Here is a 24,369-nt window from a genome sequence, read left to right as displayed (position 1 = left end):
AATAGAATTGAATCTTCTGCCATTGCCTGATTCAAGAATTATTCCTCACGCATTAAATCACAAGTGCTACATAGCGGGATCGAATTAAATTCATATTCATGTGTTCTACCAATATAATCTTTAACAGAACCCACAATACCTGTTCCATTTACATCTATACAACAGGTGTTGATACTTCCATTCCACAAAACTACAACTCGCTTTTTAGTTTCAAAAATGCACGGCTTTTGCTTTTTTATCGTACTAGTTAAACTTCTGCGTGATGTAGTTTTAGAAGTTACTTGTCCAGCCCAATCATGCTTTTCCTGCTGATGAGGATTATAGGTATAGACGATAGACAAAGGAATAGATTTTTCCTGAAACATTTGTTGAATGCGTTCTTTCTGCCCAATAAGATGTTCCGACAGATAAATATCGTGTATTCCTAATTCAGACAAGCCCCATGCCATTGCCTCATCAAGGAGTATACCGTTGGTGATAAAATTGCACTCAATTCCTTTTGTTTTAGTATAGGCGATAAAATCTAATAATTCAGGGTGAAGTAGGGGTTCTCCAAAATTGTTAAGAAACAAATCTTTTTGTCCACATTCAATTGCTAATTCAACAACATCTACAAATGTAGAAAAAGACATATTTCCTTTCGTTCTACCTTGAGATGGGTGAGGACAGTAAGAACAGGTTAGATTACAAAAAATTGAGATTTAAACTTGATAGATATACATAGTTTTGAAGCCGTAAAATATTAACAACTACTCAATACAATCATTCATTTGTGCGTGGAGTGCATGAGTTTAGTAACATTTGTGGTAAACGGCGCGATCGCCTCCTGCAACAAAAGTGTCAATGCAGTCTTTCCCACGAGAAACCGCCGCCGGTGCAGAAGTACAGTAACCACCAAGATGCTGCCAATCACTCCAGACGGAACCATCCCAACTCTTGCGGTACATTGCACCATCACAGCCAACAGTAAAGATATCTAGCCGATTTTCCGTAACATAAGTGGCAGCGACACCATACTGGCAATACCCTCCCAAATTTTCCCAACCACTCCAGGTTGAGCCATTCCAGTGCTTGTGATAAATCGCACCATCTCCGCCTAAAACAAAGGTATCAATGCAGTCTTTCCCACGAGAAACCGCCGCCGGTGCAGAAACACAGTAGCCTCCGAGATTTTCCCACTCATCCCAGGTTGAACCATTCCATCGCTTGTGGTACAGCGCACCATCAATGCCAACATTAAAAATATCTAGCAAATTCTCACTACCAGAAGCGGCGGCGATTCCATAGTGGGAATACCCGCCAAGGTTTTCCCAACGACTCCATTTTGAACCATCCCACCATGTGCGGTAAGTAGCGCGATCGCTACCTAAAACAAAGGTGTCAATGCGATTCAACCCCCAAGAAACCGCAGCTGGCGAGGAAATACAATAACCACCAAGTCTTTGCCAATCGCTCCAAGTTGAGCCATCCCACCATTTATGCCATAAAGAGCCAATACTCGCTGTGAGTAAAACATCCAGCCGATTCTCTGACCAAGAAGTGGCTGTAACACCATACTGGCAGTATCCGTCTAAATATTCCCCATCAGTAGAAAATATTGGCATATCTTCTTTAGAGGCGGGACTCATCGCCGGAAATGGCATACCCCGATCCTGAGAAATTGCTGCTGTAGTTGGAAAACTGGTTGTCATTGGCCTGTTTTCTTGCTTTGTGTTCTTTGCGTTCTTTGCGGTTCGTTAAAAAACTGACTTTGACAAAGAGTTAAGCCTTAACTGACCCTTATTGCATAACACTTGTGATAAATTGCGCGATCGCTACCCAACACAAAAGTATCAACACGCTTTGGCGCAGAACCAACCGCAGCCGGCGCAGCAATAGAATAGCCGCCGAGATTATTCCACCCAACCCAATTTGAGCCATCCCAGTACTTCTGGTACACAGCACCGTTACGAGCAATGATGTAAATATCTAGGCGATTTTCAATTCCCGAAGCAGCCGCAACACCATACTGGGAATAGCCACCGAGTTTTTCCCAACCACTCCAGCTTGAGCCATCCCAATACTTTTGATAGATGGCGCGATCGCTACCCAAGGCAAAGGTGTCAATCCGGTTTAATCCCCAATAAACCGCAGCTGGTGTAGAAATACAGTAGCCCCCCAGCCTTTCCCAATCACCCCAGATTGAGCCATCCCAACACTTTTGGTATATGGCTCCATCCCAGTTGACGATAAACAGATCCAGCCGATCTCCCCAAGAAGCAGCCGCCACACCGTACTGAGAATATCCGCCAAGATTTAGCCAATCGCTCCAGGTTGAACCATCCCAGCTTTTATGATACACAGAGCGATCGCCTCCAATCACAAAGGTATCAATCCGATTCTCTCCTCTGGCGATCGCAGCTGGTGCAGAAACACAGTAGCCCCCTAGTCTTTCCCAATCACTTCAGACTGAGCTATTCCACTTTTTGTGGTACATAGCGCTATCTTTGCCAATGCTAAAGACATCCAGCCGATTTTCTGCCCCAGAAGTGCCAGCGACACCGTACTGAGAATAGCCGCCAAGATTTTCGCCATCCATTGCAAAGGATGGCATATCTCCTAACGAAGCAGCCCCCATCATCGGGTATGGGGTTGGTGAAGGATAGGGCATACGTACAGAAGCGTCTTGAAGTTCCATTTCAAGCGGTGGCATCTCGTTAGATATTTCCTCTGCCGTTGTTTGGCTTGTTGTCATTTGCTTTTAATTTTTTCAAAACTAAGTTAATAACTTGGAAGCTGAATTAATTACGAATTACGAATTATCTAAAGTATGTAAAATTACTTTGGCAGCTAGTTTATGTCCCGCCGGATTCCAATGACCATCAATATCAAAGTAAAGCTTTTCTTGCTTGCTATTTTTCTAAAATCATCAGTTAAATTGACACAAGTTACATTTTTTCATTTTGCAACATCACATAAACGCTGATACCCAATATCTTCATTTTTGAGCAAACCTACATTTTCAGGAAATAACTGGACGTAATCTTTGATATAAGCTGATTCTTTTGAAGGTACGATAAAAACAAACAGCTTAACTCGATTTTCTTTGGTCAAACGAATGATTCGTGATAATGCCGCTTCTACTTTGAGAACTCCATCAGATGTCAAATAATCGCTATCTACACCAACTCCTGACTCAGGTGTTGCCAGCGATAAATTAAATAGAGTTCAACCATTTTTTGCTTCTTTAAAGATAGATTTTCCAGTTTTTACTGCCAAGCTTTTTTTACTATTTTTCAAGACAAACTGGTAGAGAAAGGTTTTTTCATACCAAGGCGAAAAACTTCTTTCTTTCAGTGTATCATATATCTTTTGACCAATATCCGATGAATAATTAGTCAAATCATTAGCAACTATAGATAAGACGGCTGTCTGAGGTTTATATTTGGCGATCCATTCATTAAATAATGTTTCATATTGAGCAAAAGAATAACCGGGAACACCTAAATTAATTACTGTCTGCTGCAACTCTGATTCTACCAGTCTGGGAAATATTATTTCTTCACTGACCCATTGACCCCATGTAAATGAATCTCCAATAAAATACAAGTTAGATTTTGTCTAATCTCTCCCTATATTGCGAAATCCATAACTATCTGTATTAGCAACTTCTGTAACTTTTGCTTCTTGCCAAATAGTTTTGAAGTCTTTCAGGTTTGATTTAGGTTTGTAACCTAATTGAGCATCTGGTTGAATAAATTGATAAAAAATTTGCGCCTTGGATTTTTGTGGGGCAGCAACTCCAGTAGTAATGGCAAAAGTTTCGATGATTAACAGCCCAACTATAACTCCAGCCAGCATGAGCAATAAATTTTGTAGCCAACGCTTTATTTTTCCCATTAATTCCTACTCTTAGAGGTTGTTTTAAAAGTATTTGGCTGTGATTTTAGGCACTTATTGATTCCCCCTAACCCCCCTAAAAAAGGGGGGTTAGGGGGAATCAAAGTCCTCCTTTTTAAGGAGGATTTAGGAGGATATAGAACCTTTTGATACCGACAAGAGGACTTTTAAAACATCCTCTTACAATTACGAATTACGAATTATTTTGGACAATCCCTTTTCGCACAGTGTTTTAGCAACAATCTCCCCTGCTAACTGATGTCCCAAAGCATTCCAATGTCCGTCGCAACGAAAAGTATTATCAAACCCATGTAAGCAGACATTATTCTGCTCGGCATAAGCCTGAAAATATTCTCCTAGATTAATAGTAGTAAAACCTTCACGTTCTCCTAATGCTGCAATCCGCTTTTCTGGGTAAAACCAATCTGTTAACCCTGACACTTCCTGATGATGACGCACGACAGGATCGGGATTAACTTGCAGGGGAGTTGTTAGCGTTACTACAGCAAAGTTTGGTTTTTTAGTAATTGTTTCATTATATATTAAACTAATTAGTCCTTCTGTTTGTTGCCATTCAGGATCAGTTGCAGTGTTGTATGCAAGCCATTCTGTTTGCTTTAAGAAATTCTGCCATTCAGGGTCAATATAGGGAGAAAGTGTTGCAGGTTGTGTTGCTAACTGGGGGTCTTGTTTTTTATTATCTTGGTGAGGAAGTGGTAAAGCGTATTTTGCTTGTTTTAAAAGCTGTAAAATCCGTAAACGATCTTGAACTTGGAGATAAGCCTGATGCCACCATGACTTTTGTGAGCGATAAATATCCATATTTACAAATGAGTCATCAAGCACCCAATTATCATCTCGATCAACAAAATAGGGTTTCATGAGGGCGCTATTATCCATAGCAGTCTGACTCACCATTTTTTCGGTGAGACTGCGGGAGTTGTTGATGACATCGTTACCTGGATAAAAATTCAGAAGTACGAGGTCTGGTGAATAGTCCCAGACCTTTTCTTGCAAGGCGATCAGTTCTTGATCGGTTCCATAACCATTCACTCCGAAGTTCATCACTTCTACGTCACGACCTGCTAGGGTGGGACAATTTTTCAGTTCGCGTTCAATAACGGCGGCGATTCCTTGTGGTTGTGGCAGCTGGCGTGCTTCTGTAAAAGAATCTCCCAGCAAGGCAATGCGAAAAGTGTTCTCTGGCTTAACCTGCGGATGTTCTTGGTCGTGAAAGCCGTCGCTGTTGTATTGAACATAAGCTTCTCCTTCGTCCCGAACCCACCCAGCCGCATAAGGTCGTCCTGCCCAACCTCTATGTTCATCAATCGTTTTAATCAAGGTCGTATAGTAGAAAAAATCAAGTTAACATTACTAATTTTTAAACATGTTCTCCGCCAAATATTAATTTTCGATCTATATATTGAGACTTACTCTGACTCAAAATCAATGCAGTTAGTACCAAAGGCGTACCAATCAAACCGCGTACTCCAAACTTCTCACCGAGTAGCCAAAAGGAAAAAACGGACGTGAGTACCGGATCGAGGATACACAATAGCGCCGCCTCGGAAGCTGAAATCCATTGCTGACCTATTGTTTCTAACCAGGTAGTACCAGCAGTCCCTACCAGACCGAGATAGAGGACAATGCCATAGTTATTGCTCAGCGTCTCAAATTGCCCGACGCTTAAATCCGGTACTGCCCAGATGGTACTTAACACTGCTACAATCCACAGTTGGATGGCAGTCAAGGATAGGGTTAAGTGGCGTTGTGCCGTTTGCTGAAGTACCAGCATATAAACCCCGTACATGAAGGTGTCGCCAAACAATAACAAGTCACCCATGCCTAGAGAGCCATTTTCCCAGCACATAATGCCGATGCCTGTGAGGGCAACTCCGGCGGCGAGTAAAGTTTTAAGTAGCAAGGGCTGACCGAATAACGCCCCCAGCAGGGGTACAATGATCACATTTAGGCTGAAAATGAATCCTCCCCGGTTGGCATTGGCAGTTTCCAGCCCCCTCGCTTGGAAGGCGAAGCAGGCGAAAAGTAGAAGTCCTAAAACTATGCCATCACGTAATATTTGAACGTTTAAAGAGCGTAAGTGCGGGGTAAATATTGCTGCTGCAACAGTAAAACGGCTGGCGGTGAGTACAGCTGGTGAAAAGCTAGTGACTGCATCTTTGGTCAGTGGGAAGGTTGTCGCCCATATTAGAGTGACGATCGCGATCGCAATTATGCCCCGAATGTGGAGGGCGTTTTGCGTGCGTTGAGTGCAGTCATCTAGTTTCATGTTATGTTTACCATTCATTTAGACACGTTGCAATGCCCCAGAATTTCTTAGTTCTGCTAAGGTGGCATTGCCAGTACAAAATAAAGCTGTTTCGAGTTCAGCAATCAGAACTTCGACCAACTCATCAACGGCGGATTCCGATTTGACGGCTGCTTCTAAAAAAGGTCGGGCTAAACCTGCTAAATCGGCTCCTAAAGCGATCGCTTTGGCGACATCCAATCCATTGATTAACCCGCCGGAAGCAATCAAGGGAATTGTCGGCGCGTTCCCCCGGATGGAATTGATGCACTCGGCGGTTGGTAAACCCCAATCAGCAAAAGTTTGTCCCAAACGGCGCTGCTTGTTGTCTTTTGCGCGTTGGCTTTCTACTTTTGACCATGAAGTTCCACCTGCACCGGCAACATCAATGGCTGAAACTCCTGCATCAATTAACTTTTGTGCCATCGCCGCAGAAATTCCATTTCCCACTTCTTTGACAACAACCGGAACAGGTAGTTGCTGACAAAGTTGGGCAATTTTACCCAACAGCCCCCGGAAATTTGTATCTCCTCTTGATTGCACACACTCTTGCAGGGGGTTAAGATGCAAAATTAGTGCATCCGCTTCCAGAGAATGAACAAGATGCAAGCAATCATCAAGTCCACATCCATAATTTAGTTGTACAGCTCCTAAGTTCGCTAACAACAAAATGTCAGGAGCAAAGGAGCGCACGGCAAAGGTAGGAGCTAAATGAGGCTGTTCAATCACAATTCGTTGCGAACCAACTCCCATTGCTAATTGGTAGCGTTGAGCAACAATTGCTAAACGAGTGTTGACTAGCTGCGCCAATTCAGTTCCTCCTGTCATCGAAGAAATCAGTACAGGAGCGCCAAGATTTTTACTCAGGAAGGTTGTTTGCAGATTGATATCGCTGCGGTTGATTTCAGGAAGACAGTGATGAGTGAAGCGATAGCACTCAAATCCACTAGTTACCTGCTGAAACTGGACATCTTCTTCTAAGCAGACACGTAGGTGGTCGGCTTTGCGAGTCTCAATTTCAGTTACAGCATTGACTGATGGGACAGTGGTAGTCATAATGGTTTGCGTTGACGACGGGTTATTGGTAGCTTGGTGTAAATAGCCTCCTGAAACTTAGCAACATCAAATTCGGCAATACTAAATACTCCTGTTTTATCGAACAGCCGCGAGGAAACGCTGTCTTGACAGATGTAGTTAACGCGAATTTCCTCATGTAACGATTCCAAAAGCAGTTGGATGTTTGCTAGCTGCGCATCTTCAATGGCTTTACTGTGAAGCTCGTTTGGGTCAAGAACATGACCATAACTGCGAACATGAAAACGGCACTCTCTTGACCGGGCGGGAACTAACGAAAAAGTTTGGACGTGTTCGGGAAATACGCTCAAAGAAAAAGGCATTGGAATTTCTTCTTGCGCTGACATCGAGCAGAAGGCAGAGTAACACAGCGTTTCAGGCAGAGACTCGTTTTCCGCAGCGAAATCTTGTAATTGCTGCTCACGCTCCCAAGAATGTCGAGCGATCGCTTTGGCACAATCATAATATTGTCGCTCGATTGGGGTTAAGCTGGGTGAAGCCGGATCGGGCATCGGAATAATCATGCCGTTAATGCCTTCACAATCACTCGACACTCCAAACCGACGAGTTAAACCTTTGTGCATCATGGGAAAGTGGTAATCTTCTAAAAAGTTTTCCCACAGGAGTTTGTAATCCACCTCCACATTAATGTTATAGCGACCAACTCCACCAATGGGTTGCATATCTTGTAGTTGGTAGGGTTCTAATAACCCAGGTAAATACCAACTATCGGCTAATCTTGAGCCTTCCCAACTAAAGCGAATGAAAATAAATCCATAAAAAATGTCAATATCGATGGGTTCTAAACCGTAGTTGGGTAAACCAAATTTTGGATAGCTTCCCCGTTGTGTGACATCCTGAAGTTTGCCAGCGAACAATTCACCACTTGCAGTGCGGATGACATAGGCTCTTTCACCGATAATATCTAGCCAAGTGAAGTTACCCGGTTGTGGAACTTCGTTGATATGGCAAACAAATTGCCAAGTTGGTTTAATTAAATGCTCAACTTCGAGAGCAAACAATGCTGGATCGCCATAAATCCAGATTGGCAATGCTTGCCTTCTTTGAGATGATTCGGCATATTCTATGTCATCAGCATCAATTTTGGAATACTCAATAGACTTTCCAATGATTTGCTTTTGATCGTCATTGCTGTAAACTCCTTGCAGCACTTCATCCAATTCTGCGGTTGACCCATCACTATTAACAGTCAGGATAACGTGTTTGAGTTCCGCAATCAATGACTCTAATATTAATTGCCGACTATCGCTTCTTCCTTCTGAGGTAATCTCTACAATTAGCTGTTTTATTTTCTCTTCTAAATAACCAATTCTCAACCAGAGGCGGATTTGTTCTGGAAGTGTGGCGCTTTCTCCATCTGCATAGCCTGGACTCACAGAATTAAGCAGATTTATAATTTCTACCCCGATATTTTGATGGCTTTCAGGTTGTGATTCTTGCTTGATATGACTATTTTCTGACAAATTGGCAAAAATTCCCTGATTTTCATCAATTTTGACCTCAAACTCCTGCAAACTGTAGTTTGTCAAATCAAAATCAGCACCAAACTCTCCTCTATTTGCACCTGGTGCATTCTTGCAATGACCATCTATACCATAAGCCCATCCATGATAAGGACAAAGAGCCCATTTATCTACATTTACACAACCCTGACCTTCAAAGACCGGTGCTTGGCGATGAGTGCAGACATTGAGGAAAACGCGAATCCTTCCATCTGCTTGGCGTACAGCCACTAACGGTTCCTGAAAAACCTGAACAGTAATAAAATTTCCAGGCTTGGGAATTTCTGCCGCGCCACAAATAAAATACCAGTTTTTCTCTAGTTCCGATGGTTCAACAAAGATTGAACGTATAATTTTAGCGGCAAAGTAATTATAAACAGTTTTTATCTTAACTTCTGACTGATTTTGTTTGTTAGATTCAGCAACTCCATTTAATAAAAATTTATAAATATATTCAATAGTAGGATTGCCTTTTGCTGATAATAAATTGGTGATAAAACTATTCCATGCTACCTCATTGTTCTTAGGAAAATTAGTTCCCATAGCAACAAGTAAATATTGTTGTTGTCCAACTTCAACAAAAAGTTTACACAGTTCCTTTTCTTTGACTAAAGTCATTTCCTTTTTCCTACTCGATCATCATATTCGGGAGTAATTGTTATGGAATTGTGGCAACAATAGGGAATTGGTGTACCCTAACTCTTCTAATTTAGTCAAAATTTTATTTGCGCTTTGGGAAATACTTTATTGATTAGTTTTGCATTCAACATCAGGTTCAAGAGGTATTTCATATAAATCATCAATTCCAGTGAAATTTTTGATTTCGCCAGCCCTGGCTTTTTTATATAAACCTTTGACATCTCGCTGTTCGCAAATTTATAATGGTGCATTAACGTATACTTCAATAAAATCTCCAATCCGTCCTTTGACTTCTTCACGAATTGCTCGATATGGCGAGATCACTGAAACCAATACAATCACGTTATTTCTAGTTAGGAGTTGAGCTACAAAACCAATTCGCCGAATATTTTCGTTACGATCCTCCTTGCTGAAAGTTAACCCCTTACTTAAGTTTTGGCGAACTACATCACCGTCAACTACCTCAATTTTATATCCTGTGCGTCGCAGTTCTGTTTCCAAAAATTGGCAGATGGTGGTTTTGCCAGCACCACTCAAACCAGTTAACCATATTGTTACACCACGCTGTTTCTCCACCATCCTACCCTTACCCTTTTACTAAACTGCAGTCATAATAACGTAATTTAGCCGCTTTTTTAATCATTCCATGATTAACATGATAGCTAGCTAATAGCTGAGTTTCTAATTCAAAATATTCACCCAGCTTTTGCATATATGATTCAACTTTACAATGCTTGAGATTATGCTCTTCTAAAACAGCCAAGATCATTTCTTGCTTGGAATACCAAGGAGAATGTTGGAGCTTTTCATAGCCTTCACTTTGATTTTTTCAACTTCATCATCAGTTTGATAAACCAGAGCTTCAATAAATCCTAAAACTGGATAAAACCGAAAAAAAACATTCATTGAGAGGTTATAAATGGGAAAATAATAAAGTACGAATTCTCTCAATACTCTGCTAGACCGACGCATACTCTGATAAGAAATGCAGGAGATTTTGGAAGCAAGCTTATTAACTAAAACTCCTGAATCACGCGCGGTTGTGAGTGTAGCTTTCGAGATTGTCATAAATAATGAATATGGTTGGTGTGAAAAATTCAAACAAAGGACAAAGTGAGGACATGTCTTCTCTTAATAGAAATGAGTTGTCAATAACTTCATTCAATTTCTGCTAGCAGTTCGTCCAACGCTTCTTGGCTTAAACCAACTTCTGGGAAATCTGAAGGGGTATAACCTCCTGCTTCTGGGGATAAGCAGTGGAATAGCTTCTAAGACTTTCACATAGTTGTTAGCCAAATTTTCTACAGTAGCCTGATGATGGAAAGCTTTGCTATATTTCCACTCCAGCTGCAATCTACCTTCAATGACTAATCCATTAACATTCAACAAATGGCGGCGCTGTCCTTTGGGGCTGTGAATAGAACCGCTAGACTCTTGGGCATATTTCCAACCAAGGGGTGCTAGGTGCGTTTGATCGAATTGACCCAAGTAATTAAAGCTCACCTGAGCTTGAGGAAGTAGCTCAAGTTGCTTGCTTATGTCTGGGTTAAGATACCGCAGGATGCCATAGCCAATACCTCGGTTGGGGATGCATCGCAGTTGCTCCTTAACCGACTTGAGAGCTTCTCCAGGATGGTGAAGGTTTCCAAGTTTTAAGCAAACCGGGAATATACTGGTAAACCAGCCTACAGTACGGGACAAGTCTATGTCCTCAAACAAGTCCTCCCGCCCGTGACCTTCTAATTCAATCAGTAGGGAGTCATAGCCTGTCCATCCAGCAAAACTTTGCACTAATGCGGTCAATAGTACATCGTTAATTTGGGTGTTATAGGCGACCGGGACATCCTGCAACAGGGTGCGAGTTTGTTCTGCACTCAGGGATACAGAAACAATGTGACTTGAACCGACAGTGTTTTCTGAGGCAATAGCAGGAGAATCCAATGGTAAAGGAGCAACTGCGAACGACCTTGAGTGCAGCCAGTAATCTAGCTCTGAGTGCAGTCCTTGAGTACTGGCATAATCCTGCAATCGGATTGCCCAATCTTTGAAGGAAGTTGTTTTTGCTCTTAGTTCGATGTTGTTCCCACTATCTAACTGTTTGTATGCCCCAGCTAAATCTTCTAGCAAAACCCGCCAGGAAATCCCATCTACAGCCAAGTGATGGATGACGATGAGCAACCGTCCAGGGGAAGATTTGCCTAAGTTAAATAGTAGAACCCGCAGCAATGGCCCATCTGCTAAATTTAGCGATCGCTGTATTTCATCTGCCTTTAACTCAATTGCCTTTGATTGTTCTGCTTGAGTCAGGTTGGATTAATCAGCGTTAACTAAAGATACCGTATTGCACACATCACTGTTGTACTGTTGCCATTGCGCTGCTTGCTGCACAAGACGATCTACTTTTCCATTGGGCGTAATCGGCAAGGTGTCTAGAATTGTGAAGGATGCAGGCACCATATATTCAGGCAGTTTTTCCTTGAGGAACAGCCGCAATTCTTCTTGAGTGTTGTGCTGCTTGTCTTCTGGGACAACATAAGCCGCCAACCGCTTCAAATTGGGCTTGTCTTCCCTCGCAACGACAACGGCATCTTGGACATGGGGGTGTTGAGTCAGTGCTGTCTCTATTTCCCCCAACTCGATGCGGAAGCCACGGATTTTAACTTGGTTGTCGATACGTCCCAGGTACTCGATTTTGCCATCTGGGAGGTAGCGTCCCAAATCACCAGTTTTGTAAAGACGTGCCTCTTGTTGAGGGCTAAAGGGGTTGGGGATGAATTTTGCTTGTGTCAACTCTGGGCGGTTAAGGTAGCCACGGGCGAGACTGGCTCCACTGACGTGTAATTCTCCTGATACACCAATGGGTACAGGTTGGAGATAGGGGTCTAAGATGTAGACTTGCGTGTTAGCGATCGCCCGACCAATGTGAGGTGAAATATTGTGGTGCTGATGAGTAGCTACCACCCCAGAAGTTGTCACCACAGTATTTTCTGTGGGGCCATAGTTATTCACCACCTGGAACGGAACCAAAGCTGATGGATATTTATGCAACTGATCCCCACCGATCAGGATGGTTCGTACAGCTAGATTTTCAGTCCATTCTAGGGACAAAAACTCTTCTGCTAGGGGCGTTGGCAGAAAACTGATGGTAATTTGTTTTGATATCAGCCAATCTCGCAGTTCTATGGGTGAGTTAATTACCTCAGTTGCAACTAAGTATATGCTCGCTCCTGCTGTCAAGTAAGGCCACAATTCCCACCTGCTAACTGAGTGGCTCGATCTAATGAACTGATTTCAAAGGTTTTTTGATGCCAGAACACCAAATTTAGCAGTGCTTGATGGGCAACCACTACTCCCTTCGGCTGTCCGGTGGAACCAGAGGTATAAATTACGTAAGCGGAGTTAGTTGTTTGCACATTGCTGAGGCAATTGTCTCGACTCGACTGAGAAATAATCTGCCAATCCCGATCTAGACAGATAACTACTGCTCCATGCTCCGATAGCTGGGTAACTAATCGCTGTTGTGTCAACAAAACCTTAACTTGCGAATCTTTCAACACGAAGGCGATCCGCTCTGGGGGATATGTTGGATCGATAGGAACATACGCACCGCCTGCTTTGAGGATGCCGATAATCATTTGTAGCGATCGCTCGACGCAAATTCCCACCAATACTTCTGTTCCGACTCCCAAGGTTTGCAGATAGTGCGCTAATTGATTGGCGCGATCGTTCAACTCCCCATATGTCAGAGACTCATTCTCATACACCAGTGCGATCGCATTACTGTTTTGTTCTACCTGCTCCTCAAATATTTCATGGATACATTTTGTGTCAGGATACGCTGTGCAAGTATCATTCCATTCCACTAGCAATTGATGACGTTCATGCTCAGTTAGCAACGGCAATGTACCCACTGATGCTTGCGGATTGGTCACAATTCCCGCTAATAATGTCTGGAAATGACCAGTCATGCGGGCGATTCTATCTTCATCGAACAAATCAGTGTTATATTGCCAAAATGCCTCCAGGGAGTTTCCTTCGTTTGTGTTTGTTTCCCACATTTGTAATGTGAGGTCAAACTTGGCATTGAGGTTATCTAGATGTAGAGGAGCGTAAGCGAAGCTCGCCGTAGGCATCGCTAATTCAGGCGTTTCTAATTGCTCCATTGGAGCATTCTGCAATGCAAACATGACCTGAAACAGGGGACTGTGGCTGAGACTACGCTCTATTTGCAAAGCTTCGACAATCTGCTTTGACTTGATACTGGCGTTCTTGGGGAACTTGTTGCAAAAATTCGAGAATATTTTGATGGCTAATTAGCCAAACGAGTTCAGCGAGTTCTCGCCTATTGAAGGGATGTTGATATGGAAATGTTTGCTCTACTCTGGCTTCTTCATAAGAGCGCATCGTTGCATAAGGATGACGCACAAGGTGTATGTAGAGTGGGCTTTGGAAGTTTATTTCCGCTCGTTTGAGGGTCTCTAAATCTATGGAGTAGGAGGGGGTCTTATCTACCAAGATTTTATCGCCCAGCCATTGCTGTATAAGTTGGTAGAACTGCTTTGTGGTGATATTTTTCGCTTCTAATTCTTCCATAAGTGCGATCGCCTCTTCTGGAGTGCACCCACGGATTTGCATAATTGTCCGAATCGTCCCTTCCATCCAAAAGCTGTAACGTCCAGAAAACGCTGCTTTTCGTTCCCCAAGTGTATTGAACGTCAGCAATTCCAATTCTGGAGGCGCGAACAACTGCGGATTTCCCCCCAGGATAACGCGCAGTAAAGTAGAACCGCTACGATGAGGCGAGAGGATAAAGATAGCTGGCTGGTTTTTGATTGCGTCGTCATCTATTGGGGGAGCTATGGAGGGAATCAACGAGCGCATTTGCAAAACTTTAGCTTCATCAATACGCTCTTGTGGTAGTTCACTAATTGCAGTTATTTCCTTACCCAGGAGTTTTGCTGCTGTTTGTGGGTAGTGTTCTTCTATGTAACTTGCTAGTTTAGCAACTGTCCTAGTATCAAATAGGACAATAAAATGAATAATTTCGTTTAGTTGTGCTTGCAGTTTATTAATCAGAATCGCTCCTCGAATCGAGTCGCCACTTAGTTCAAAGAAGTTATCATCAATACCCACTCTGTCTAGTTTGAGGGCTTCTGCGAATAAATGTGCGATCGCCTTCTCTATAGGAGTGCGAGGAGCAACGAATTCTATATCTAACTGAGGACGTTGGCGCTGTTGTCGTGATGCAATCTCTTTGAGGATGAGTTCGGGGCTGTAGAGATTCCGAGCAATGCGCTCAAAGAAGTCTGCAAAGGAGGCTCTTTTTACCGAGCTATCAGATTTTGGTTCTTGCTCAGGATTTTTATCTACGATAAATCTGTCGGATATAAGTATTTTATTTTATTCGGACGAGGTTGCTTTTACATCTTCTTGAACTACGCCATCTATCTCGGATAAAAGTACTTTTCTGGCTTCGGACGAGACAGAAAAAGGTTGACGTGTAAGGAATGTGCCCTATAGTTTAGACTCGTTTAAAGCTAAAGATTTTACTCAACTAATGTCACTGGTAGGAGGACATCCAGCACTAATTCAGATTAGTTTGTACTATCTTAAGTTTCAAGAAATGACCCTGCAACAAATAATAGAGGAAGCGATCGCCAATGGTGGCATCTACCGCGATCATTTATGGCGACAGTTGATCAAACTACAAGAAAATCCTAGATTGGCAAAGACTTCTGCTGAAATTCTAGCAGCAAAGCAAGGTATTTCTCTTAATCCTATTGACACTTACAAGCTTGAAGGTTTGGGATTAATTCGCTTTGAGGGCGATCGCATCTTACCGCGTTACGGACTCTACCAGTCCTATTTTGCAAAACAGCTATCGACAATTGTTTAATAGAGCAACAGTAAGGCACTCACTCAATCAACATCGAGTACTGTAGCCTGAGCCTATTTTATTAGCCCAAATTTTTGCCAAGCTCACTTCTTTGGGAGGTATCCATCCCCTTTCCACAGGCGTTGAACCCTCGTAAATTGGCTAAGGTATTGTAGCTATAATATGTTTTCAGTTTAAAATAATTTTTTGCTAACTTTCTTAACTGTCTTAACTATCCTTGCATTTTCGCTTCTTAGCTGAGAATATCTAAACGCTTAGTACAGGTCGCTGCAAAAAAGGGTCGGAAATCATGCCGCGATGCTCCAGCAGGGAGCCACCCAAAGGGTGATCGCTTCGTCAGATCGAGTCGTGTTAGGAGAGTTTTGAGTTTGGTATTTAGCTAAAAATTTCGCAGTTGACTTCTCACTCCAACCAAAAGGGTGTGCTGTAGTATTCCACGAGCGCAATAAACGCTTCTAATCGCTCACTTAAAGCTTTTTTATCAGCTAAATCACCTATTTTAAAACGTTTTCGCTGTAAAATACTAAACCACTGTTCAACTTGGTTCATCCAAGAACAAATGTTAACTAAAATATACGGTAAGTTCATTTTTGTGCTTATCCTTTCTATTTTTCAAATTTGGGATGCTTCCGAGTCACACAGATAATTCATCTGTGTTAATCTATGTTAATCTGTGCTTATAAATCTTAAATAGAGGTTTTGGCGAAAAATTATCTTTTATATATGAATTATGTTTGACAACTTTCAACCAATATCTATTATTGCAATAACTGCTGTTATTTCTAGTATTGCACTCCTCGGTTATTTCTCCTGGAAAACTTTGATCACCTCAAATCTTTTTCAAAAAGCAATCAACCTCTATCAACAAGAAGATTACAAAAGTGCTGAAGCAGCTTTTCGTCAAGTCATTGCTCTGAACTCAACTAATGATGTTGTTCACTTGCTACTAGGAGATACTTTGATACAGCAAGGTAAAATAGAAGAAGCAAGGCAACAGTTTCAAGAAGTGATTGACCGTGCTCCTAAAAAAATTGATGCTTATTTGCGTCTGTCAAATGTTTTAATGCAACAAGAAAAAAAAGGGGAAGCAATTGTAACTCTGCAAAAAGCTAAAGATTTATGCCAAGCACAACGTCAACCAGAAAAAGCAGAACAAATTAATCGTATTCTTCAAAAAATGACTAAGAATAATTCCTAACTCATGGCTGAACAAAGGGGCAAAGTCTACATCGTAGGTGCTGGACCTGGAGATATAGGATATCTAACGCTCAAGGCTTACAGGCTGTTATCAAGTGCTGAGGTTTTGGTTTACGATGCTCTGGTAGATCCTGAGTTGTTGCAATGTGTACCGCCTGATTGCTTGAAGCTGAATGTGGGGAAACGTGGTGGTCAAGCGAGTACACCGCAAGCTGAAATCAACCAGTTAATGGTAAAGTATTGTCAACACAGAAAGCAAGTTATTCGCCTCAAGTCTGGTGATCCATTTATTTTTGGTCGTTGTAGTTCTGAAATTGAGGCGTTGAAAGCAGCTGGTTGTGAGTTTGAAGTTATCCCAGGAATCTCCTCAGCAATAGCTGCACCGTTGCTGGCGGGAATACCTCTGAGCGATCCAGTTATGAGTCGGTGTTTTGCTGTGTTTACTGCTCATGATCCAGATGCTTTGGATTGGGAGGCGCTATCACGGTTAGAGACATTAGTTATTTTAATGGGAGGACAGCATCTAGGAGATATTTTACACCGGCTTGTGCGACAAGGACGCTCGCGCTTAACTCCCATAGCCATTATCAGATGGGCAGGAACACCTCAACAAACAATCTGGACAGGTACTTTAGAAAATATACTTGAGCAAACATCCGGTGTGTCGTTGTCGCCAGCGGTGATTGTGATTGGTGAAGTTGTGGGGCTACGTAGTTATCTGCAACCTGAGAAAATATCATTAGATAATTCCTCAGTCGCTGACACTTCACACCCTGAAACTATGCAGACTAACCTCGCCCTCTCCTCCTCTTCACGCCCCCTGACTGGTAAAACAATTGTAGTCACACGAGCAGCTGGACACTCAAACCAGTTTACCCAAACTCTCACCTCATTTGGCGCAAATGTCATTGAAATGCCAACATTGGAAATTGGTCCGCCTTCGAGTTGGCAGGGTTTGGATCATGCGATCGCCCACATATCTGAGTTCCACTGGTTAATTCTCACTTCCACCAATGGTGTAGGCTATTTCTTTGAAAGACTCTTTGCACAGGGTAAAGATGCTCGTGCTTTATCTCAAATCAAAATTGCCGTTGTTGGTGAAAAAACGGCTCAACGTCTCAATCAACACAGCTTACAACCAGATTTTATTCCTCCCAACTTTGTTGCAGATTCTTTGGTGGAAAACTTTCCGGAAGAACTCACAGGTAAAAAGGTTTTGTTTCCCAGAGTAGAAAGCGGTGGACGGGAAATTTTAGTCCAACAATTCACAGCCAAAGGCGCAGAAGTGATAGAAGTCGCGGCTTATCAATCTTGCTGTCCCAAAAGTGTTCCTCCCTCAGCAGAGTTAGCCCTTGAAAGTGGAACTGTAGATGTTATTACCTTTGCGAGTTCTAAAACTGTGCAATTTTTCCATCAATTAGCACAAAAGATATTCTCTGAAGACTCTCAAAACAATCCATCTTTGGTGACTGATGCGTTCGAGGGAGTTTGTATTGCTTCGATTGGTCCCCAAACTTCTAAAACTTGTCATTCCATATTTGGACGCGTGGATGTGGAAGCTGAGGAATATACCTTAGATGGATTGACTCAAGCACTGATAAAATGGGCAACACATTCATAATCATAACTGCGGATGCACAAGCTTTGCACAGAGATAATTTATCTGCGTCCAAAACTCGTGCATGTGCGGTTTCATATTCAAAAAACTAAAAATAACTCATGACTAAACGCATCATCGGGTTAACAGGAGGAATTGCGACAGGCAAAACAACTGTTGCCAATTATTTGGCTAATGCTTACAATTTGCCCATTTTAGATGCAGATATCTATGCCAGAGAAGCTGTATCTGTCGGTTCAGCCATTTTACAAGAAATTGCTCAACGCTATGGAGAAGAAATTTTACTTCCTGACGGTAACCTCAACCGCCAAAAGCTGGGTGAGATTATTTTTAACAATCAAGAAGAACGCATCTGGGTAGAGGGTTTAATTCATCCTGATGTGGGCGATCGCTTTCTCAAAGAAATTGCCCTATCGCCTGCACAAACATTGGTGTTAGTCGTCCCTTTACTCTTTGAAGCCCAAATGACCGATTTAGTCACAGAAATTTGGGTAGTCAGTTGTTCTGAACAACTGCAACTGCAAAGATTAATGCAGCGGAATCATTTAACTTTAGAGCAAGCACAAGCCCGTATCACAAGTCAAATATCAATAGCAGAAAAAGTAGCCCATGCTGATGTTGTTTTGGATAATTCTTCCACTCTTGAAGTGCTGCTCAAACAAGTGGATGCAGCACTGTAAGTATATAAGCTGCCTGCTTACAAATCTGCTAGTAATCTAGCCTTTCTCAAAATAAATGTTAGCACCGTCTCTTTTTGGGAAATAATATCTGCTGTAACTTCCATACCTGGTTGAATGGGATATTGCTGATTTCCTTTCTCTAAATAAAGTTTCTCTGGTTCGATAGTCACTTCGTAGAAAGGTGGTACTAAGACGCTGCCATTATTTTGTGGTGTAATGGCATCGGCAGTTATTGCTCTGATAGCTCCTTTGAGGATACCGTAATCTGGGTAAGGATAAGTAGAAACCCGCATCTGGACTTTACCCTGTATGCAATCTGCAACTTGTGAGGCTTTACAAACTTTGACTTTACTAATATCACTAGCAGTAACGCGGGCTTTTATAACCAGAGGGGCGTTGCTGGGGGCAATTTGAGCGATCGCCTGTCCAGGACGCACAACCTGACCGGGATTTCGCAGTTCCAGTTTGAGAATAGTGCCTGTCTCTGCTGTGCGAATGATATTTTTTTCTAGGTCTTTCAGGATTTGTTGAAGTTCTTGATAGTCACGGCTAATTTGATTTTCAATTTCAATCCGACGCTGAAGCAAGCTTTCTTTTTCTTTGTTCAATCCAGCAAGGGTAGACTGACCCCTTGCCGTTTGTTGGGCAATACTTTCTTGTGCGATCGTTACTGCAGATTTACTGGGATTAAGCCCCGGTGTGGCGCCTTGGAATCTCGCTTGGGCAGCTTTGAAGGATTGTTCTTTCTCCTTAATTTGTAACTGGGAAATCGCCCCTGTGTTTCCTAGCTGTTGATATCGCTTCATTTCTTCTTTTGCTAACTCCAAAGCCGCTGAGGCTTCTTGCACTTGGGCTTGAGTGATAAGTTGTCTGTCTCGATATTCCCGTTGACTGCGACTGAGTTCAGCTTCAGCAGATGCGATCGCCCGTCGCATCAAATTGGACTCAGCCGTGATTTGAGTTTGTAGCGCCTTCATCTGGGCATCAATTTGGGCAAGTTTTAACTTATTTTGGCGAATATTGAGGTCTATATTACTTCTTCTGGTTCGGAGTTGGGAACTGTCGATAGTGGCTATCTCCTGACCTTTGTCAACAATCTGATTTTCTTTCACCAAAATGCTGTTTACGACTCCTATAGTTGGAAGCTAACTATCATAGCCACTTTTATGGCTGGATTGATGACTTTATCTACGATTGTTTTTCTTCCAACACTACAGCAAAAAACTCGTAATCTCATAATTTTGGAAACAGAAAACCAAGGTTTATTAGTAGAAACATTTAAGGGCGCATTAACATTAAAAACAACGACAGCAGCTCCTCAATTTTGGGAAGAATTACAAATTAGATTTAGTCGTCTAGCCAACCTAGCATTTACCACTATGAAAATTGACATTATCAATCAACAATTTTCTAGATGGGTTTCTGAAATTGGCGGTGCAGTCTTACTCTGGATCGGCAGCAACCTGGTTATTAGTAAAGAATTAAGTATAGGTCAATTGCTAGCATTCATGAGTCTGAATCGTAATGTGATTTCTTTATTTGATTTTTTGATTGATTTTGTAGATGATTTAACTCGCGTACAGACAGCAACTTCCAGACTAGAAGAAATTGTCAAAGCTACACCAGAAACCTTAGGTGATGAGAAAAAAGCTTGGGTTAACATTCCTGAAAATGCAGAGATAGTTTGTGAGGAGCTGAACTTTCATTATCCTGGTAGAATGGAATTACTAGAGAATTTTTCTCTAACAATTTCTGGTGGTAAGGTCATTGCCCTAATTGGCGAATCGGGATGTGGTAAAAGTACGCTAGCAAAAGTGATTGCTGGTTTATATCAAACGAAATCTGGAAATATTCGCATTGGTATGTACAACCTGCAAGACCTTTCTTTAGAATGTCTGCGACAACAAGTTGTACTTGTTCCCCAAGACGCTCACTTTTGGAGTCGATCTATTATTGAAAACTTCCGGCTAGGTTCTCCTAATGTTAGTTTTGAACGAATTGTTAGAGCTTGTCAAATTGCTGAAGCAGACGATTTTATCAGCAAGCTACCCGAAAAATATCAAACCGTTTTAGGAGAATTTGGAGCCAATCTTTCTGGTGGACAAAGACAACGTTTAGCTATAGCACGCGCCATCGTCAACAATCCACCTGTGCTAATTTTAGATGAATCAACCGGCGGACTCGACCCTGTCAGTGAGGCACAAGTCCTAGAAAAGCTGTTGTTTTACAGGCAAGGAAAAACGACAATTCTAGTCAGTCACCGCCCAAGAGTTATTGAGCGTGCCGATTGGATTGTACTGTTAGATCGCGGCAAAGTAAAAATGCAAGGTTCTTTAGAAAAGTTGCGTTTCTTGCCAGGTGAACATTTAGACTTTTTAAATCCGTGATTCAGCTTTAATTTACCTTTTACTTTTCTTTCCTTTCTGCCAACTTTGGCTGTTAGGTTGTTTGGTAAATTCCCCTTTAGGAAACAGTCGCGTTTCTAGTTCTTCATAACTTCCTTCAAAGTCACACTTTCCATACAAAGGACATTTTCGACAATAAACGCCTTCGGTGTAGCGTTCCAGGTTTTCGCGGTTGAAAAAATAAGGTTTGTGGCTAAAAGTGCTGGCTACCCACTGCCATGACATATTATTGCTTGCTGGATCACCATCTAGAAGATGTTCCAGAAACCATTTTGCCCCCGCTTGCCAACGAATGCGTCGCCAATGGATGATATAAGCTGCCATCCACATTCGTGCATGATTGTGCAAGTATCCAGTTTCTCGTAAATCCTGACTGAAGCTGTCGATGCACACTCGTCCTGTGGTGCCTTGTTTGATATCACCAGGTAATTTTGGGGCATATTCAGCGATAGTGTAGCCAGTTTTGTATTCTTCTTCGTCTTTCCAGATCTTATCGCCCAGCTTCACATAAAGCCTTTGCCAGTAGTCACGCCAACCCAACTCATTAACGAGTTTAGTTGCATCGTCTTGGTGTTTGACGCGCCCAAGGACATCATCCCGAATTTCTCGCAAGCTAAGGACGCCATAGCGAATATAGGGAGATAATCGCGTCACAGCACCTGTGAAAAAGTTACGTGTTTTCGCGTAGCGTGCTGGATCTACTTTTTGTAGTGTCTCAACAGCAGCTTTGCGTCCGCCCACAGTTTCGCTGATGTGATCATCCCGTTCTGTGGCTTTGGGAAATTGTTTGCGGAGGTAGGCTACCAACTCATCGCGGTTGGCAAAGTCGCGTCGCATATCTTTAGTCATTGTGTATCAGGCGTTGCAGGTATAAGATTGCCGAACGACTAAAGTCGCGGCTAGACACTCGCTTATATGCTAGCTAATCCTCACTTAGAAAAACCTTTATTTGGATTACTCCCTTTCCGCCAGAAGAATATCTAATTTAACGAACCGCCAAGACGCCAAGGACGCCAAGAAAATCAAAAAGAACATAGGTAATCTTGCACCGGGAAGGGAGTAGTCATGAATGGTAGTGATTTTATTTTTCTGAAACTTACTAGGGTAAATCAGCCAGAGTATGCTTTCTCTGACCAATTTACACTTTTGAGACGCGAAAATGAATTATATAAAGTTCTCACTATATTAAAGAAACTGGGTACAATTTTAATTTGATAACTATGTCTAGTCGCCCTATCTACCTCGACTCTCACGCTACCACACCTGTTGATGAACGGGTAGTAGCAGCAATGCTACCCTACTTTACCGAACACTTTGGTAACCCCTCCAGCATCAATCACCTTTACGGCTGGGAAGCAGAAGCTGCTGTCAAGCAAACACGAGAAATTCTTGCAGCAGCAATCAACGCCACACCAGAAGAAATTGTCTTCACCAGTGGTGCGACAGAAGCGAATAATTTAGCTATCAAAGGTGTTGCAGAAGCCTATTTTCAAAAAGGACAGCATATTATTACTGTTGCAACAGAACACAGTGCAGTTCTTGACCCTTGCAAGTATTTAAAAACTCTTGGTTTTGAAATCACAATCCTTCCAGTCCAAAAAGATGGACTGCTTGATTTAACTGAGTTAGAAAAAGCTTTTCGTCCTGAGACAATTCTTGTTTCGGTGATGGCTGCGAATAACGAAATTGGGGTTTTGCAACCATTAGCAGAAATTGGTGCAATGTGTCGAGAACGAAATGTCCTTTTCCACACCGACGCAGCGCAAGCTATTGGTAAAATCCCTCTTGATGTGCAGGCGATGAAAATTGACTTAATGTCGCTAACAGCACATAAAGTCTACGGCCCCAAGGGTATTGGTGCATTATATGTCCGTCGCCGCAATCCCAGAGTCCAACTTGCTCCTCAACAGCATGGTGGTGGACATGAACGGGGAATGCGTTCTGGCACTTTGTATACACCGCAAATCGTAGGATTTGGTAAGGCGGTTGAGATTGCTTTAGAAGAACAAGCCACAGAAAGCCAACGCCTGACACAGTTAAGACAAAGATTGTGGGAAAAAATTTCTCAATTAGAAGGAATTCATCTGAACGGACATCCTACGCAGCGACTCTCAGGAAATTTAAGTATCAGCATTGAGGGGGTAGATGGATCTGCACTGTTGTTAGGATTACAACCAGTGATGGCGGTGTCTTCTGGTTCTGCTTGCTCCTCAGTCACAACTGCACCTTCTCATGTTCTCATGGCATTGGGACACTCGGAACAACAGGCTTATGCGTCGATACGCTTTGGTATAGGACGCTTCAACACAATTGAGGAAATTGACAAAGTTGCAGAACATACGATTTCTACGATTCAAAGTTTACGCAAGCAGGCTTTAACTGTGTAAATGTACTAGTCAGGCGCGCTCTAGAGCCGTTGATTTAATATGAATGAGTTTGAAGCCAAGCTGCGATCGAAGGTGTTTTACTTATGATCAAATGTAGCGCATTAAGCTTCGGATATGGCTTAAGTAGTTCTTTTGGGGGTCGTAACGGTCCATGCGGCTCTGGTATGTAAAAAAATGATGGAGTTGTCCAAAGTTTTGCAGTTTCATCCAATGTAGATAGAATATCAAACACTGCTAAATCAGCCCATGTTAGTGATGGACCAACAAGAAATGGAGAGCCTTGGTTGCTCCCAATCATCTGCTCAAACCTTTTGAAGTGCATCGGCACAGTTACGGCGAAGTACTCACACAGACGCTCCACTTTTACCGATGCATCCCTCATTTTCATGATTAAGCGATTATTCTGCACAATCCGATCAACATAGCATCCGTACAAAAGGTCTAGCAGATCTCTCCATGCATCGACCACCATGTCTGATATGGCTGCCTGCACACTGTCTAATGGGTATAATCCTGCTTGTTTTGCAGCATACCGAGCGATCGCGCATGATTGACCTATTATGGTGTTACCAACTTCAAGGGTAGGTAACTGGTCGAAGGCGAGTTCCCCACTCTCCCGCATCCGTCCATATTCCTCAAACGATACTGTTCTATCTTCAAATAGAACACTACCATAAATGAAGATCAGGCGTGGAAGTTCAGCTCTGCCCTTTCCATCATCAAAATACCGTAAGATTGGACGCAAATTTGTCATTGTTAGCAA

At 42.4% G+C, this 24,369-nt stretch carries 23 protein-coding genes and 4 pseudogenes; 6 read left to right on the top strand and 21 right to left on the bottom strand.

Annotation, left to right across the window (positions count from 1 at the left end):
• Positions 1-38 precede the first annotated feature (38 nt).
• The 17 genes and pseudogenes from DP114_RS06255 to DP114_RS06180 form a co-directional block, all read right to left on the bottom strand.
• On the bottom strand, positions 39-695 hold the full coding sequence (locus DP114_RS06255; protein ID WP_256379392.1) for a radical SAM protein: 657 nt from the start codon (positions 693-695) through the stop codon (positions 39-41).
• 96 nt (positions 696-791) lie between these two features.
• Positions 792-1,691, bottom strand: coding sequence for a PLL family lectin (locus DP114_RS06250; RefSeq protein ID WP_171975716.1), 900 nt, complete (start codon positions 1,689-1,691; stop codon positions 792-794).
• 77 nt (positions 1,692-1,768) lie between these two features.
• Positions 1,769-2,431, bottom strand: a pseudogene (locus DP114_RS06245) (PLL family lectin); the annotation flags it as partial.
• A gap of 12 nt (positions 2,432-2,443) precedes the next feature.
• Positions 2,444-2,734, bottom strand: a complete 291-nt coding sequence (locus DP114_RS06240; RefSeq protein ID WP_169266139.1) for a hypothetical protein — start codon at positions 2,732-2,734, stop codon at positions 2,444-2,446.
• A gap of 203 nt (positions 2,735-2,937) precedes the next feature.
• Positions 2,938-3,147, bottom strand: coding sequence for a hypothetical protein (locus DP114_RS06235; RefSeq protein ID WP_169266140.1), 210 nt, complete (start codon positions 3,145-3,147; stop codon positions 2,938-2,940).
• A gap of 60 nt (positions 3,148-3,207) precedes the next feature.
• A complete protein-coding gene (locus tag DP114_RS06230; RefSeq protein WP_169266141.1) occupies positions 3,208-3,588 on the bottom strand; it encodes an SGNH/GDSL hydrolase family protein in 381 nt (126 codons plus the stop codon).
• A gap of 12 nt (positions 3,589-3,600) precedes the next feature.
• Entirely contained in the window at positions 3,601-3,879 is a 279-nt protein-coding gene (locus DP114_RS06225; protein WP_169266142.1) for a hypothetical protein, read from the bottom strand.
• A 186-nt stretch (positions 3,880-4,065) separates the two neighbouring features.
• Entirely contained in the window at positions 4,066-5,220 is a 1,155-nt protein-coding gene (locus DP114_RS06220; protein WP_169266143.1) for an SGNH/GDSL hydrolase family protein, read from the bottom strand.
• A gap of 40 nt (positions 5,221-5,260) precedes the next feature.
• Entirely contained in the window at positions 5,261-6,169 is a 909-nt protein-coding gene (locus DP114_RS06215) for a DMT family transporter (protein ID WP_171978127.1), read from the bottom strand.
• Positions 6,170-6,187: 18 nt separating this feature from the next.
• Positions 6,188-7,243: a type 2 isopentenyl-diphosphate Delta-isomerase gene (fni, locus tag DP114_RS06210; protein WP_169266145.1), complete on the bottom strand. Its 1,056-nt coding sequence runs from the start codon at positions 7,241-7,243 to the stop codon at positions 6,188-6,190.
• Positions 7,240-9,402, bottom strand: a complete 2,163-nt coding sequence (locus DP114_RS06205; protein ID WP_171975715.1) for a Rieske 2Fe-2S domain-containing protein — start codon at positions 9,400-9,402, stop codon at positions 7,240-7,242. Before DP114_RS06205 ends, fni begins: the two co-directional genes overlap by 4 nt.
• Before the next feature lie 129 nt (positions 9,403-9,531).
• Positions 9,532-10,002: pseudogene (gene cysC / locus DP114_RS06200) on the bottom strand (adenylyl-sulfate kinase); the annotation flags it as partial.
• Between the two features lie 7 nt (positions 10,003-10,009).
• Positions 10,010-10,186 (bottom strand): hypothetical protein, encoded by a 177-nt coding sequence (locus DP114_RS06195; RefSeq protein ID WP_171975714.1) that lies wholly within the window; start codon positions 10,184-10,186, stop codon positions 10,010-10,012.
• A 2-nt stretch (positions 10,187-10,188) separates the two neighbouring features.
• Positions 10,189-10,491 (bottom strand): hypothetical protein, encoded by a 303-nt coding sequence (locus DP114_RS06190; protein WP_171975713.1) that lies wholly within the window; start codon positions 10,489-10,491, stop codon positions 10,189-10,191.
• A gap of 93 nt (positions 10,492-10,584) precedes the next feature.
• Positions 10,585-11,682, bottom strand: coding sequence for a condensation domain-containing protein (locus tag DP114_RS34760; RefSeq protein WP_246163259.1), 1,098 nt, complete (start codon positions 11,680-11,682; stop codon positions 10,585-10,587).
• Positions 11,683-11,814: 132 nt separating this feature from the next.
• Positions 11,815-13,673, bottom strand: a pseudogene (locus tag DP114_RS36550) (non-ribosomal peptide synthetase); the annotation flags it as partial.
• A complete protein-coding gene (locus DP114_RS06180; RefSeq protein WP_256379391.1) occupies positions 13,639-14,595 on the bottom strand; it encodes a sulfotransferase family protein in 957 nt (318 codons plus the stop codon). The gene DP114_RS06180 and the pseudogene DP114_RS36550, both read right to left, overlap by 35 nt.
• Positions 14,596-14,932: 337 nt before the next feature.
• Here DP114_RS06180 and DP114_RS06175 point away from each other — a divergent pair, with 337 nt between their 5' ends.
• Complete coding sequence (locus DP114_RS06175) at positions 14,933-15,319, top strand: AAA-like domain-containing protein (protein WP_256379343.1); 387 nt, start codon at positions 14,933-14,935, stop codon at positions 15,317-15,319.
• Positions 15,320-15,721: 402 nt separating this feature from the next.
• On the opposite strand, the gene DP114_RS06170 is transcribed toward DP114_RS06175, so the two are convergent.
• Positions 15,722-15,907: a hypothetical protein gene (locus DP114_RS06170; protein WP_169266151.1), complete on the bottom strand. Its 186-nt coding sequence runs from the start codon at positions 15,905-15,907 to the stop codon at positions 15,722-15,724.
• A gap of 142 nt (positions 15,908-16,049) precedes the next feature.
• Here DP114_RS06170 and DP114_RS06165 point away from each other — a divergent pair, with 142 nt between their 5' ends.
• The 3 genes from DP114_RS06165 to coaE all read left to right on the top strand — a co-directional run bounded on the left by DP114_RS06165 (position 16,050) and on the right by coaE (position 18,814).
• Positions 16,050-16,517 carry a tetratricopeptide repeat protein gene (locus DP114_RS06165; protein WP_169266152.1) on the top strand — a complete coding sequence of 156 codons (468 nt, stop codon included), beginning with the start codon at positions 16,050-16,052 and terminating at the stop codon, positions 16,515-16,517.
• A gap of 3 nt (positions 16,518-16,520) precedes the next feature.
• Complete coding sequence (gene cobA, locus DP114_RS06160; RefSeq protein WP_169266153.1) at positions 16,521-18,137, top strand: uroporphyrinogen-III C-methyltransferase; 1,617 nt, start codon at positions 16,521-16,523, stop codon at positions 18,135-18,137.
• 98 nt (positions 18,138-18,235) lie between these two features.
• Positions 18,236-18,814, top strand: a complete 579-nt coding sequence (coaE, locus tag DP114_RS06155; RefSeq protein ID WP_169266154.1) for a dephospho-CoA kinase — start codon at positions 18,236-18,238, stop codon at positions 18,812-18,814.
• Between the two features lie 17 nt (positions 18,815-18,831).
• On the opposite strand, the gene DP114_RS06150 is transcribed toward coaE, so the two are convergent.
• Positions 18,832-19,926, bottom strand: coding sequence for an HlyD family efflux transporter periplasmic adaptor subunit (locus tag DP114_RS06150; protein WP_246163256.1), 1,095 nt, complete (start codon positions 19,924-19,926; stop codon positions 18,832-18,834).
• Positions 19,927-19,947: 21 nt separating this feature from the next.
• Between DP114_RS06150 and DP114_RS06145 the strand changes: the two are divergent.
• A pseudogene (locus DP114_RS06145) lies at positions 19,948-21,201 on the top strand (peptidase domain-containing ABC transporter); the annotation flags it as partial.
• A 12-nt stretch (positions 21,202-21,213) separates the two neighbouring features.
• Here DP114_RS06145 and DP114_RS06140 read toward each other — a convergent pair.
• Positions 21,214-22,068, bottom strand: a complete 855-nt coding sequence (locus DP114_RS06140) for an FAD-binding domain-containing protein (RefSeq protein ID WP_171975712.1) — start codon at positions 22,066-22,068, stop codon at positions 21,214-21,216.
• Between the two features lie 371 nt (positions 22,069-22,439).
• Here DP114_RS06140 and DP114_RS06135 point away from each other — a divergent pair, with 371 nt between their 5' ends.
• Entirely contained in the window at positions 22,440-23,606 is a 1,167-nt protein-coding gene (locus tag DP114_RS06135) for a cysteine desulfurase family protein (RefSeq protein WP_171975711.1), read from the top strand.
• A gap of 34 nt (positions 23,607-23,640) precedes the next feature.
• Here DP114_RS06135 and DP114_RS06130 read toward each other — a convergent pair whose 3' ends face one another.
• The gene (locus tag DP114_RS06130) at positions 23,641-24,360 is read right to left on the bottom strand and encodes a glutathione S-transferase family protein (protein ID WP_171975710.1); all 720 of its coding nucleotides are present in this window, start codon (positions 24,358-24,360) and stop codon (positions 23,641-23,643) included.
• Positions 24,361-24,369: the final 9 nt, after the last annotated feature.

The organism is Brasilonema sennae CENA114, assembly GCF_006968745.1.
Lineage (GTDB): Bacteria > Cyanobacteriota > Cyanobacteriia > Cyanobacteriales > Nostocaceae > Brasilonema > Brasilonema sennae.
Note: the sequence above shows the minus strand (reverse complement) of the source record. Positions and strands in the feature narration are given on the sequence as shown.